The organism is Rhizobium sp. BR 249, assembly GCF_047445895.1.
Lineage (GTDB): Bacteria > Pseudomonadota > Alphaproteobacteria > Rhizobiales > Rhizobiaceae > Rhizobium.
This window is the reverse complement of record NZ_JARWKX010000031.1, coordinates 26169-37523: the sequence shown is the minus strand read 5'-3', so window position 1 is coordinate 37523 and position 11355 is coordinate 26169. Positions and strand designations below refer to the sequence as shown.

Sequence of the window (11355 nt, the reverse complement as noted above, 5' to 3'; positions counted from 1 at the left end):
AATAAACGATAACATCGGCGGCATCGCCATTGATTGCCCCCGAACCCGTCACAATCTGACGATACGATCGCGCTTCATCGGAGAGAGGGTCCATGGAAACGAAAATGCTCGATGCGCATATTCCGCTTCCGCTCGCGGAAAGGCTGGATGCCCTGTCGCTCGACCTGGCGCTGCCGCGCGACGTGATCGTCACCGAAGCCATCGCCGCCTGGCTCGACAGCGAGGAACGCCGCCGCATCGTGGCGCTGCGCACGCTCGCAGCCGCCAACACCATCGTCGTCGTCGAACACGACCGCGTGATCGACTGGGCCGACAGCCTTTGAAACAACGGACAAGCGTTGCGTCATTGCAGGTGGGAGTCAACTTCTGCCAAGAATGCCAATAACGTCACGACGCCCGTGCAGGACACGCAAGACCGTAACCACTTCATTTTCTAAGATGTAATAGGCGCGAATATCCTCGAAACCGGGAACGGGCCACGATCTTACGTTCATCAAATTCGAATTGGCGAATGTCTTTGGCGCGCCGGAATTCGGATACTCCAGAAGACGTGTGAAAGACTGCTCGGCGGCGTGCAGGAACCTCAGAGCGAGGGTCTCCCCGCCATGCTCCATAAGATAGGAAAACTGCGACAGAATATCTTCCCGAGCGGCCGGCTTGACGGCAAGCTTCACGGCGATTTCTTCTTGCTCTGCGTGGCCAGCAACTGCGCGGCTTCTTTTCTGAGATCGCTCCAGAATGCTGGCGTTGCCTCCACGGCATTGCCTGACGCCAAGCCCTCGAGCAGCAATGCTTCGAGCCGCGCCTCGTTTTCGCGCTCCTGCGCGTCACGAACGAGGCCGCGGAAATATTCGCTGACATTGCCATAGCCTTTGCTGGCCATCTGGCTTTCGACAAAAGCCTTGAGGCTGTCGGGCAATGAGATTGTCACGGTCGCCATATGCAGTTCCTCGTTGAGGTCAGGAAGATAGCATAAGTTCCTAACTGTTCTCAACTGTTAAGAAACCCTCCCGTTTGCGCCGGGAGGGCTTTTCTCATTCCGCCGCCTCTTCCGCCTCCTCGGCGTGATCGGAGAGGAAGCCGCCGGACTGGCGGTTCCAGAGGTCGGCATAGATGCCGCCATTTTCGATCAGTTCGCCATGCGAGCCGGCCTCGATGATCCGGCCCTTGTCGAGCACGATCAGCCGGTCCATCTCCGTCAGCGTCGAAAGCCGGTGGGCGATCGCGATCACCGTCTTGCCTTCCATCAGGGCGAAGAGGTTTTCCTGGATCGCCGCCTCGACTTCGGAATCGAGCGCCGAGGTCGCCTCGTCGAGCACCAGGATCGGCGCGTCCTTCAGGAAGACGCGGGCGATCGCGATGCGCTGCCGCTGGCCGCCCGACAGTTTGACGCCGCGTTCGCCGACCTGCGCGTCGAGCCCCTGGCGGCCCTGCATGTCGACGAGTCCTTCGACGAACTCCCAGGCATTCGCGCGCTTGGCGGCCTCGATGATCTCGGCATCCGAGGCATCGGGACGGCCATAGGCGATGTTGTCGCGGATCGAGCGGTGCAGCAGCGAGGTATCCTGCGTCACCACGCCGATCAGCGAACGCAGGCTCTCCTGCGAAACGCCTGAAATATCCTGCCCGTCAATGGTGATGCGGCCGGCCTCCAGGTCGTAGAAGCGCAAAAGCAGGTTCATCAGCGTCGTCTTGCCGGCGCCGGAACGGCCGACCAGACCCACCTTCTCGCCCGCCTTGATGTCGAGCGACAGGTTGTCGACGACGCCTTTGCCCTTGCCGTAGTGGAAGCGGATGCGGTCGTAGTGGATCGCGCCCTTCTTCGCCGTCAGGACCGGCGCTCCCGGCTTGTCGACGATGTCGTGCTGCTTGCTCATCATCTCCATGCCGTCATAGACCGTGCCGATATTCTCGAACAGCGCCGAGACTTCCCACATGATCCATTGCGACATGCCGTTGACGCGCATGGCAAGACCGATGGCGATGGCGATCGCGCCGACCGAGATCGCCCCGTTCAGCCAGAACCAGATCGACAGGCCCGAGACGACGAAGAGCGCGACGCAGTTGTTCAGATAGACGCTGATGTGGAAGAGCGTCACCTTGCGCATCTGCTTGTGCACGGTCTGCAGGAACTCGTCCATGCCCTCCTTCGCATAGACCTCCTCACGGCCCGCATGCGAGAAAAGCTTGACGGTGGCGATGTTGGTATAGCTGTCGACCACGCGCCCCGTCATCATCGAGCGCGCATCCGCCTGCGTCGCCGCGATCTTGCGAAGCCGCGGCACGAAATAGGAGACGATGCCGATATAGACGGCGAGCCAGACGAGGATCGGGATCATCAGCCGCCAGTCGGCCGCCGCGATCACGATGATCATCGTCAGGAAGTAGCTGACGACGTAGACGAAGACGTCGAGGATCTTCATGACAGTTTCGCGCACGGCAAGCGAGGTCTGCATCACCTTGGTCGCGACGCGCCCGGCAAACTCGTTGGCGAAGAAGGTCATGCTGTGGCGCAGCAGGAAGCGGTGCATCTGCCAGCGCGCCATCATCGGATAATTGCCGAGCAGCATCTGGTGCATGATGAGGGAATCGAGCCCGGCCGCCAGCGGCAGGCCGACCAGCACCAGCGCCGCCATCCAGAACAGCTTGTGGCCTTCCGTCTGCAGGAAGGTGGCGCGATCGGCATTGGTCAGCCAGTCGACGATGTCGCCGAGGAACTGGAAGAGCGCCACTTCGCCGATGGCGATCAGCGAGGTCAGCACGGCCATCAGGCCGAGCCACGGCGCTGCCGGCTTGCTGTAATGCCAGCAGAAGGCAAAGAGACCTTTCGGGGGCGCCACGGGCTCCTCGCTCGGAAAGGGATTGAGTCGCTGTTCGAACCAGCCAAACATGAAATTGCTCCGAAACATCAGCGTTCCGGCTCCCGGCTTCGCGCCATCCCGGCGCATGCAAGCACATATGGGAACCGGACGTTCAAGGGGCGAGGCTGAAACAGCCGCACAATGGATCAAGAAGGGGATTTCAGGAAGAAATGCGCCCTAGCGGCGCCATGTCGCCTTGATCGGCATCACGGCGGGAAAGCGCATATGGAGCAAAATATTCATGTCGGCCCTCCCTGCTGGCGATTGAAGACGTGCATGGATACCGCGAAAACCGCGAAATTTCCAGCCCCATAATGGCGCAAATTGAACGTTTCGGAGCCAAAATGCGCCCCCGTTGCTCCGGAATGAGTGTTGGATTACGCCTCTGGCATCGAAACAAAACAAAAAGGCGGCACGTCATGACTGACCTCAGACTGGCACTCTATCAGCCGGACATTCCCGGCAACACCGGCACGATCCTGCGCCTTGCCGCCTGCCTCGGCTTTGCCGTCGATCTGATCGAACCCGCCGGCTTCGATGTCTCCGACCGCAATCTGAAACGATCCGGCATGGATTATATCGCCGCCGCCGCGCTGACCCGCCATGTCAGCTGGGACCGCTTCGAGGCCTGGCGCGCCACGTCAGGCCGTCGCCTGATCCTCGCCTCGACCAAGGCCGCGGATCGCTACACCGACTTTGCTTTTCGTCCCGACGATATCCTGCTTTTCGGCCGTGAAAGCGCCGGCGTGCCGGATCAGGTACATGAAAAAGCCGATGCCCGCATCCTGATCCCGATGGTCGAAGGCCAGCGCTCGATCAACGTCGCGGTCTCGGCGGCGATGATCGTCGGCGAGGCCATGCGTCAGACCGCCTGGGCTTGATCGGCGCCGGGTTCGACGGATGTGCCAATCTGTTCCGGAATGTCGCAAACCGGCGTTGCCGATCAGCCAAAACAGCTTATATTCATTAGCCGAGCAATCAAAAAGATTCGCGCAGTTTCCATGATTTCAACGGCTTGAGGCAGAAAAGCCCGGGCTTTATTTTTTCCAGACACAAGAAAGAAGAACAAAAACAAGAAAATGGAATCCACGGTCATCATGATCAACCTGTTCGGCGCCGTGGCCCTGCTGCTGTTCGGCCTCGCACAGGTGAAGGACGGCATGTCCAGGGCCTTCGGCGCCCGGCTCAGAACCGGGCTGGCGACCGGCACGCGCGGCGGCCTGCGCTCCTTCGTGTCAGGCCTGGTGGCAACCATCGCGCTGCAGAGCTCGACGGCGACGGCGCTGATGACCGCATCCTTCGTCGAGCGTGATCTCATCAAGCCGCGCATGGCGCAGATCGTCCTGCTCGGGGCCAATGTCGGCACGGCGATCACCGCCTGGATCGTCGCCACCGGCATCGAATGGCTTTCTCCCCTCCTGATCCTTTCCGGCATCGTGCTTTATCGTGGCCGCTCCAGCGCCCGCCAGGGTGGCGGCGCGGCCCTGATCGGCATCGGGCTGATGCTGCTGTCGCTGCATCTCCTCGGCCTTGCGACCGAGCCCATGCGCGCCTCTCCCGCCCTTGCCGCCTTCATCGGCCTGCTGGACGATGCCCTGCCCGTGGCGCTTCTGTTCTCGGCAGCACTCGCCTTCCTGTCCTCGTCGAGCTTGGCGGTGGTGGTTCTGATCCTGTCGCTCGCCTCGGCCGGCCTGATATCAGCCGAACTCGTCGTCGTGCTCGTGCTCGGCGCCAATCTCGGCGGCGCGATACCGCCCGTCGTCGCGACATTGTCCGGCCCGGTCTCGGCCCGGCGCGTCACGCTCGGCAATCTGATCGTGCGCATGATCGGCTGCTTCCTCGCCCTGCCGCTCGCAGGCTATGGCGCGGAACTCATCCAGCTGCTGCCTTTCGGCCCCGCCAAGCTGCCAGTCGATGCGCATCTCGCCTTCAACCTTCTGCTCGCAGCGCTCGCCTGGCCCTTCTCCCGGCCGCTCGCCGCGTTGATGGCCCGGCTGGTGCCGGACCAGCCGGAGCCCGACAACGCGCCGAAATATCTGGATGAGCACGAACTTTCGACGCCGGTCATTGCTCTGACCAGCGCCACCCGCGAAGTGCTCGGCATCGGCGATCTCATCGAGCGCATGCTGATCCGGGTTTCCGAAGCCTTCGAGCGGAACGACGCCTCCAAGCTTACCGAGATCCCGGCCCTCGAAGAGCGCGTCGACCGGCTGCAGCAGGCGGTGAAAGTCTATCTCTCCAAGCTCGGCCGTGAAGGTCTCGGCGACGAAAACGGCCGCCGCTCGATCGTCGTCATCGATTACGCGATCAATCTCGAACATATGGGCGACATCATCGAGAAGGGCCTCCTGGAGCAGGTGAAGAAGAAAATCTCCCTCGGGCTCAGATTTTCCGACGACGGCCATCAGGAACTGCGCAAGCTGTTCGATCTGACGATCGACAATCTGCACGTCGCCCAGACCATCTTCGTCACCCGCGATTTCAATCTCGCCCGTCAGATGATGGAAGTGAAAGTCGAGGTCCGCCGGATGGAGAAGCAGTCGGCCGAGCGCCATCTCGAACGCCTGCGCGACGGCCGCACCGACAGCCTGCAGACGAGCTCGCTGCATCTCGACATGCTGCGCGACCTGAAGCGCATCAACGCCCATATCGTCTCGGTGGCGCATCCGATCATGGACGAGAACGGCCTGCTGATCGAAAGCCGCGTGCGGACGACCGTGGAGTGACGGTCAGTCGGCCGAAGGCAGGCGGCGCATGGTGAATTCGATCTGGTCGCCGTCGAGTTGGCGCCAGCTTTCCACCTCGGTCCAATAGGCCGCTTTCGGATATTCGTCGAACCATTCGCGCGCCTTGGCGCGGGCGTCGAGGAGGCCGAGACAATATGTCTGACGCACGAAATGGTCTTTCGTGCGGGCAGAGTTTTCCGCCCGGTGTCTCGCCATTCTCCGCTTCAGCCCGTCGAAGGACGGAGGGCCTGGAATTTTCGCCATCAAACCTACCTCTGTCGAAAAGGTAGTATCGAAACCCTTGCTTTGCGAGTCGAATCTTGATGCCCCGGCCGCAGCTTGGCGAGAGGCGGCGCCACCTGCTAGAGGTGGCGGACAACGAGGAATGAGCGAGTCGTGTCCTGAGAGGGACCGGCCGCGGAGGCGTGACATGGAAAGACCGGAACTGCCGATCGGCTTGCCTGACGATATCGAAGAGAAGAAGGCGGCTGCCCGCAGCTGGTTCGAAGGGCTGCGCGATACGATCTGCGCCTCCTTCGAAGCTCTGGAAGACGAATTGGAAGGCCCGCTTTCCGATCAGGAGCCCGGCCGCTTCGTCGCCAAGGATTGGTCGCGTGAAGACGGCGCCGGCGGCGGTGGCCGCATGTCGATGATGGAAGGCCGTGTCTTCGAGAAGGTCGGCGTCCACACCTCCACCGTCCACGGCGAATTCTCGCCGGACTTTCGCGCCCAGATACCGGGCGCCAAGGAAGATCCGCGTTTCTGGGCCTCCGGCATCTCGCTGATCGCCCATCCCGTCAACCCCAACGTTCCCGCCGTGCACATGAACACCCGCATGGTCGTCACGACAAGCCGCTGGTTCGGCGGCGGAGCCGACCTCACGCCGGTGCTGTCGCGCCGCCGCACGCAGGAGGACGAGGACAGCCAGCTCTTCCACAAGGCGATGGAGATCGCCTGCCGCAACCATGCCGTTGCCGATTACGACGCCTACAAGGCCTGGTGCGACGAATATTTCTTCCTGAAGCACCGCAACGAAGCCCGCGGCATCGGCGGCATCTTCTACGACTGGCTGCATTCGAGCGCGGAAGCCGGCGGCTGGGAGGCCGATTTCGCCTTCACGCGCGATGTCGGCCGGGCCTTCGCCATGGTCTATCCGAAAATCGTCCGCTCCAACTTCAACAAACTGTGGACGGAGGCCGATCGTGACGAACAATTGATCCGCCGCGGCCGCTACGTCGAGTTCAATCTGCTGTATGATCGCGGCACGATTTTCGGCCTGAAGACCGGCGGCAACGTGGAATCCATTCTCTCGTCGCTGCCGCCCGTCGTCCGCTGGCCGTGAGACTGTGATATCTCGTCGATAAATTCGAATGGAGGGACCTTCATAAAAATTCAGTGAGTCCTAACTTTATATGTACGTGCGTAACAATCGGAGGAGGATTGTCATGACGACACAAAGCGGCTCGCCTGCGTCCACGGATGTCCAGGAAACATTCCGTGCAATCGACACGCCCGAGTTCCTGATACGCATCGCCGAGAAACTGCGGGCCAAGAGTGGCTCGGATCTGCCCCTCTCCTGCTTCATCGAGCAGGTCAAGCTGCAACTGGCCGGCGGAAAGTCGCCTGAAGAGCTGCAGAACGACGCAGCCAACAGCAACATGCCCGGCCATCTCTCGGATACTTTCAAAGCCTGGGCGATGCCCGACTGAAACACCTTCTCCGGTCGTCACCTCCTGCCGGCCGGAACCTTCTCTCCGCACGTACATTCATCAATCGCGTGAAAGCGCGATGGCCGTTGCGTCCCAGACAGAGGAGAAAACCATGCGACTTTTCGAATGCGGCACGCTCGTTCCCGGCTGCGCCTGGCACACCCGGGCGGATAATGACGCAGAAGTGGTCCGCCGCGCCGTCGAGCACCTGAAGGCCGCTCACGGCGAAACGACCATACGCGAAAACATGGTTGACAACATCAAGGCACGCATCCGCGACGAGGCCAGCGCCGCCTGAGAGCCGGTGCCCACGTCCTGGCGGCAACGACTATGACAGCGTCGCATCCACCGGATGCGACGCATGATCCCTATTGGATGCGTTCCTGCAGCCGGGCGAGCAGCGCTGGCCGGTCGGAGGTGAAATTCTCCTCCACCCACTGATGTTCCAGCGCCGCCAGCAGTTCGCCGACGCGCGGGCCGGATGCGATGCCCGCCGCAATCACATCGCCGCCATTCAGAGGAAATTGCGGCTTCCTCCAGTTCGTGGCCTGATCCAGGAGCTTGCCGAGCCGCGCCGAGCGCGCCATTTCGGCAAGATCGCCCTCGGCCTTGCCGCGCGCAACGCCGAGCGCCAGTTTCAGGCGCGTCGTGATGCCATCCGGGCCGTTGCGGTAGAGCAGCCGCTCGAAGGCGGCCGGCGATATCTCGTCGTTGACCGGCGCCGCTTTCGCCCAGGCCGTCAGGGTGGCCGCTTCCGCATTCGAGAGCTTCAGCCGGGCCGCAAGAGCCTCCAGCCGCGCGGCATCGGGCGGCACGATCGCCGCAAGGCGCAGCAGCGGATCGGGCGTCCAGCCGAGCGCCTTCTCGGTTGCAACCAACGAAGGGATCGCATCGATCCCCCATCGTTCCGATTCCGGCAGGATTTCCGTCAGCACCGCCACCTGCCGCATCCAGAGCAGCGCCCGGCCCGGATCGCCGGCACCGAGCAGCTTTCTGAGCTCCGACCAGACGCGTTCGGCCGAGAGCGTCTTCAGTTTCGAACGCGCCGCCGAACAGGCTTTCAGACCCTCCGCATCCGGCCGTCCGGAACCGTAATAGGCAAAGAAACGGAAGAAGCGCAGGATGCGCAGATGGTCTTCGGCGATACGCCTCGTCGCATCGCCGATGAAACGGATGTTGCGCCTCTCGATGTCGGCAAGCCCGCCGACGAGATCCACCACCTCGCCCTTGGCATCGGCATAGAGCGCGTTGATCGTCAGGTCGCGCCGTTCGGCATCGGCCTTCCAATCGGTGCTGAAGGCGACCTTGGCGCGGCGTCCATCGGTCTCGACGTCAGTGCGCAGCGTCGTCACCTCGAAGGGCTTGCCGTCGATGACGAGCGTCACCGTGCCGTGTTGCAGCCCTGTCGGCACAGCCTTGATGCCGGCCACTGCTGCCCGCTCCATGACGATTTCGGGCGTCAGCGTCGTGGCAATGTCGATATCGCTGACCGGCAGGCCCATCAGGCTGTTGCGCACCGCGCCGCCGACGACCCGTCCTTCCCCCTCATCGGTATTGAGAAGTGCCAGGACCCGGGCGAGCGCCGGATCACGGAACCATGCCTGGTCGGCAATGCCGGTCATGCATAAAGCCTTTCATAGAGCGTGCGGACGATGCCGGCGGTGATGCCCCAGATCATTCTGGTTTCATAGGGCATGCGGTAGAAATGCCGGTCGATGCCGTCGATGACGCGCCTGTCGCGGTTGTGATTGGCCGGGTTCATCAAGAAGGAAAGCGGCACCTCGAACACGTCGTCCACCTCGGCCGGGTTCAGCGTCAGCGCGAAACCCCGCTTGACGACGCCGAGCACGGGCGTGATGCGGAAGCCGGTCGAAGCGAGGTAATTCGGCAGCCTGCCGACCGTCTCGACGTAGGAACCGGGCAGGCCGATTTCCTCCTCCGTCTCGCGGATTGCCGCCATTTCGGGCGAAATATCGGCCGGATCGATCGAGCCGCCGGGAAAGGCGATCTGGCCGGAATGTTTGCGCAGCGTCGCCGTGCGCTTGGTGAAGATCACACGCGCTTCCTCGCCGTCGTCGACGACGGGCACGAGCACGGCGGCATCGCGCAGCTTGAAGGTCGCGACCTCCTCCACGATATCGGGATTGAGGATATGGTCGCCATGATCGCGCCAGGCATGGTCGACAGGCCCACCATTCTGATTGAGCGCACGGCGGCGGAATTCAGCTGCTGAGAACAGCGGATAACGTTGGGTGATCGCATCGTTCATCGGGAAAGCGCATCCAGTTCGTCGGCCGGCATGACGGGGAAGACCTCGCCGGCGGAGCGGACCGCAAACATCGGCCGCCCCTCCACGTCGAGCGTCTCGCCGAGTGCCGCCAGTTCATACATCACCGCACGCGACACCAGCGCCTCCAGCCGCCCGCGCACATGCAGATAGGGTTTCAGTTCGGCATTGCCGCCGGCAATGGCAAAGCGCAGCCGATGTTCTCCTCCCGCCTCCACGACATCGCCGACATTGGTGCGGAACGTCAGCACCTGATCACCCTCCCGCATCGTCACGCTCATCTCCACCGCAACGAACGGCGCGTCGACGACCCTGATCCCGACCTTTTCCACAGGAGTTACGAGATAGGTCTTTTCGTCCTCGTCCTTTCTCAAAACCGTCGAAAACAGCCGCACCAGCGCCGGCCGGCCGATCGGCGTGCCCATGTAGAACCAGGTGCCGTCGGCTCTGATCTCCATGTCGATGTCGCCGCAGAAAGGCGGATTCCACCGCTCGACCGGCGGCAACCCGCGTTTTTTACCGCTATTTTCGGCAGACGCGCGCGAAATCAGCGCGGCAAGCCCCGCTGCATCCGCCTGTCCGCTGATTTCTTCGGCTGCCATTCTTCCGTCCCGGTTTGTCCTTAACGAAGTGAAGTCACGAGATAGTCATTCGTAACGAACTTGTCAGCCCGTCGCATCTCCATAACTCTATCGAGTATGAGGCAGATGTATAAGTCCGCCGATTCGCTGCCGAATGATTTCAGCCGTTGGAGATGCCCATGGGTATGATGAAGACCGAAGCCAGCCTCGATGAAAAGGCGATCGTCGCCGCCGCCGAGAAGGCGCTCTCCGATATCGCCGCCATCCGCGGAGAAGTCTCGAAGGTGATCTTCGGTCAGGAAAGCGTCGTTGAGAACACCATTCTCGCCGTGCTCTCCGGCGGCCATGCCCTGCTCGTCGGCGTCCCCGGCCTTGCCAAGACCAGGCTGGTGACGACGCTCGGCGAAGTGCTCGGCCTTGCCGCCAACCGCATCCAGTTCACGCCCGACCTGATGCCTTCGGATATTCTCGGCTCCGAAGTGATGGACCAGGACGACACCGGCCGCCGCTCCTTCCGTTTCGTCAAGGGCCCGGTCTTCGCCCAGCTGCTGATGGCCGACGAGATCAACCGCGCCTCGCCGCGCACCCAGTCGGCGCTTCTGCAATCCATGCAGGAGTATCATATCACCATCGCCGGCCAGCGCTACGACCTTCCGGCCCCCTTCCATGTGCTCGCCACCCAGAACCCGCTGGAGCAGGAAGGCACCTATCCCCTGCCGGAAGCCCAGCTCGACCGCTTCCTGCTGCAGGTCGACGTCAACTATCCCGAGCTCGCCGCCGAGCGCCAGATCCTGCTCGAAACCACGGGCCTCGGCGAAACCCGGCCGGAAGCCATCATCGATGCGCAGCGGCTGATCGAGATCCAGACCCTCGTCCGCCAGATGCCGGTGAGCGAAACGGTCGTCGACGCCATCCTTTCCCTTGTGCGCTCCGCCCGCCCCGGGCAGGGCAATGCCTCGACCGACAAGAACGTCGCCTGGGGTCCAGGCCCGCGCGCCGGCCAGGCGATGATGCTCTGCGCCCGCGCCCGCGCGCTGTATGAAGGCCGCCTCGCCCCGTCTCTCGACGATATCTTCGCGCTCGCCGAACCCATTCTCCAGCATCGCATGGCGCTGACCTTCGCCGCCCGCGCCGAAGGCATGTCGGTGCGCGACGTCATCGCCGGACTGGTCAAGCAGGCAAAGGGATAAG

14 protein-coding genes are annotated in these 11355 nt (G+C 62.5%); 7 read left to right on the top strand and 7 right to left on the bottom strand.

Features of this window, described 5'->3' with window-relative positions; translation table 11 throughout:
* Positions 1 to 92: 92 nt before the first annotated feature.
* Positions 93 to 323 carry a CopG family transcriptional regulator gene (locus tag QD408_RS23730; protein WP_414140974.1) on the top strand — a complete coding sequence of 77 codons (231 nt, stop codon included), beginning with the start codon at positions 93 to 95 and terminating at the stop codon, positions 321 to 323.
* A 36-nt stretch (positions 324 to 359) separates the two neighbouring features.
* On the opposite strand, the gene QD408_RS23725 is transcribed toward QD408_RS23730, so the two are convergent.
* The 3 genes from QD408_RS23725 to QD408_RS23715 all read right to left on the bottom strand — a co-directional run bounded on the left by QD408_RS23725 (position 360) and on the right by QD408_RS23715 (position 2891).
* Positions 360 to 674: a type II toxin-antitoxin system RelE/ParE family toxin gene (locus QD408_RS23725; protein WP_414140972.1), complete on the bottom strand. Its 315-nt coding sequence runs from the start codon at positions 672 to 674 to the stop codon at positions 360 to 362.
* Positions 671 to 940: a ribbon-helix-helix domain-containing protein gene (locus tag QD408_RS23720; RefSeq protein ID WP_414140971.1), complete on the bottom strand. Its 270-nt coding sequence runs from the start codon at positions 938 to 940 to the stop codon at positions 671 to 673. The genes QD408_RS23725 and QD408_RS23720 overlap by 4 nt, the downstream gene beginning before the upstream one ends.
* 94 nt (positions 941 to 1034) lie before the next feature.
* A complete protein-coding gene (locus tag QD408_RS23715; protein ID WP_414140970.1) occupies positions 1035 to 2891 on the bottom strand; it encodes an ABC transporter ATP-binding protein in 1857 nt (618 codons plus the stop codon).
* Between the two features lie 389 nt (positions 2892 to 3280).
* Here QD408_RS23715 and QD408_RS23710 point away from each other — a divergent pair, with 389 nt between their 5' ends.
* Together QD408_RS23710 and QD408_RS23705 are read left to right on the top strand one after the other, a co-directional pair.
* Positions 3281 to 3742 (top strand): tRNA (cytidine(34)-2'-O)-methyltransferase, encoded by a 462-nt coding sequence (locus tag QD408_RS23710; RefSeq protein ID WP_414140969.1) that lies wholly within the window; start codon positions 3281 to 3283, stop codon positions 3740 to 3742.
* Between the two features lie 198 nt (positions 3743 to 3940).
* Positions 3941 to 5587, top strand: a complete 1647-nt coding sequence (locus QD408_RS23705; RefSeq protein ID WP_414140968.1) for a Na/Pi cotransporter family protein — start codon at positions 3941 to 3943, stop codon at positions 5585 to 5587.
* Between the two features lie 3 nt (positions 5588 to 5590).
* Here the strand turns inward: QD408_RS23705 and QD408_RS23700 are convergent, their stop codons facing one another.
* Positions 5591 to 5851 (bottom strand): hypothetical protein, encoded by a 261-nt coding sequence (locus QD408_RS23700; protein WP_088681911.1) that lies wholly within the window; start codon positions 5849 to 5851, stop codon positions 5591 to 5593.
* 166 nt (positions 5852 to 6017) lie between these two features.
* Here QD408_RS23700 and hemF point away from each other — a divergent pair, with 166 nt between their 5' ends.
* From hemF to QD408_RS23685, 3 genes are all read left to right on the top strand, one after another.
* A complete protein-coding gene (gene hemF / locus QD408_RS23695; RefSeq protein ID WP_414140967.1) occupies positions 6018 to 6929 on the top strand; it encodes an oxygen-dependent coproporphyrinogen oxidase in 912 nt (303 codons plus the stop codon).
* Between the two features lie 103 nt (positions 6930 to 7032).
* A complete protein-coding gene (locus QD408_RS23690; protein ID WP_088681909.1) occupies positions 7033 to 7296 on the top strand; it encodes a hypothetical protein in 264 nt (87 codons plus the stop codon).
* A gap of 112 nt (positions 7297 to 7408) precedes the next feature.
* On the top strand, positions 7409 to 7594 hold the full coding sequence (locus QD408_RS23685; RefSeq protein WP_184469458.1) for a DUF1059 domain-containing protein: 186 nt from the start codon (positions 7409 to 7411) through the stop codon (positions 7592 to 7594).
* 70 nt (positions 7595 to 7664) lie between these two features.
* Here the strand turns inward: QD408_RS23685 and QD408_RS23680 are convergent, their stop codons facing one another.
* Genes QD408_RS23680 through QD408_RS23670 form a run of 3 tightly spaced genes read right to left on the bottom strand, consistent with a single transcriptional unit; the run spans position 7665 to position 10185 of the window.
* The gene (locus QD408_RS23680; protein WP_414140966.1) at positions 7665 to 8918 is read right to left on the bottom strand and encodes a CCA tRNA nucleotidyltransferase; all 1254 of its coding nucleotides are present in this window, start codon (positions 8916 to 8918) and stop codon (positions 7665 to 7667) included.
* Positions 8915 to 9565, bottom strand: a complete 651-nt coding sequence (locus QD408_RS23675) for a CoA pyrophosphatase (RefSeq protein ID WP_184469462.1) — start codon at positions 9563 to 9565, stop codon at positions 8915 to 8917. Before QD408_RS23675 ends, QD408_RS23680 begins: the two co-directional genes overlap by 4 nt.
* Positions 9562 to 10185, bottom strand: a complete 624-nt coding sequence (locus QD408_RS23670; RefSeq protein ID WP_184469464.1) for a DUF1285 domain-containing protein — start codon at positions 10183 to 10185, stop codon at positions 9562 to 9564. The genes QD408_RS23675 and QD408_RS23670 overlap by 4 nt, the downstream gene beginning before the upstream one ends.
* Positions 10186 to 10343: 158 nt before the next feature.
* Here QD408_RS23670 and QD408_RS23665 point away from each other — a divergent pair, with 158 nt between their 5' ends.
* The gene (locus QD408_RS23665; protein WP_088681904.1) at positions 10344 to 11354 is read left to right on the top strand and encodes an AAA family ATPase; all 1011 of its coding nucleotides are present in this window, start codon (positions 10344 to 10346) and stop codon (positions 11352 to 11354) included.
* The last annotated feature ends 1 nt before the right edge of the window (position 11355 follow it).

What these genes read in the sequence shown, in the direction of transcription:
- hemF (WP_414140967.1), top strand. Translation starts at nt 6,018, where the DNA reads ATGGAAAGACCGGAACTGCCGATCGGCTTGCCTGACGATATCGAAGAG.
- QD408_RS23730 (WP_414140974.1), top strand. Translation starts at nt 93, where the DNA reads ATGGAAACGAAAATGCTCGATGCGCATATTCCGCTTCCGCTCGCGGAA.
- QD408_RS23690 (WP_088681909.1), top strand. Translation starts at nt 7,033, where the DNA reads ATGACGACACAAAGCGGCTCGCCTGCGTCCACGGATGTCCAGGAAACA.
- QD408_RS23665 (WP_088681904.1), top strand. Translation starts at nt 10,344, where the DNA reads ATGGGTATGATGAAGACCGAAGCCAGCCTCGATGAAAAGGCGATCGTC.
- QD408_RS23720 (WP_414140971.1), bottom strand. Translation starts at nt 940, where the DNA reads ATGGCGACCGTGACAATCTCATTGCCCGACAGCCTCAAGGCTTTTGTC.
- QD408_RS23685 (WP_184469458.1), top strand. Translation starts at nt 7,409, where the DNA reads ATGCGACTTTTCGAATGCGGCACGCTCGTTCCCGGCTGCGCCTGGCAC.
- QD408_RS23680 (WP_414140966.1), bottom strand. Translation starts at nt 8,918, where the DNA reads ATGACCGGCATTGCCGACCAGGCATGGTTCCGTGATCCGGCGCTCGCC.
- QD408_RS23700 (WP_088681911.1), bottom strand. Translation starts at nt 5,851, where the DNA reads ATGGCGAAAATTCCAGGCCCTCCGTCCTTCGACGGGCTGAAGCGGAGA.
- QD408_RS23705 (WP_414140968.1), top strand. Translation starts at nt 3,941, where the DNA reads ATGGAATCCACGGTCATCATGATCAACCTGTTCGGCGCCGTGGCCCTG.
- QD408_RS23675 (WP_184469462.1), bottom strand. Translation starts at nt 9,565, where the DNA reads ATGAACGATGCGATCACCCAACGTTATCCGCTGTTCTCAGCAGCTGAA.
- QD408_RS23710 (WP_414140969.1), top strand. Translation starts at nt 3,281, where the DNA reads ATGACTGACCTCAGACTGGCACTCTATCAGCCGGACATTCCCGGCAAC.
- QD408_RS23715 (WP_414140970.1), bottom strand. Translation starts at nt 2,891, where the DNA reads ATGTTTGGCTGGTTCGAACAGCGACTCAATCCCTTTCCGAGCGAGGAG.
- QD408_RS23670 (WP_184469464.1), bottom strand. Translation starts at nt 10,185, where the DNA reads ATGGCAGCCGAAGAAATCAGCGGACAGGCGGATGCAGCGGGGCTTGCC.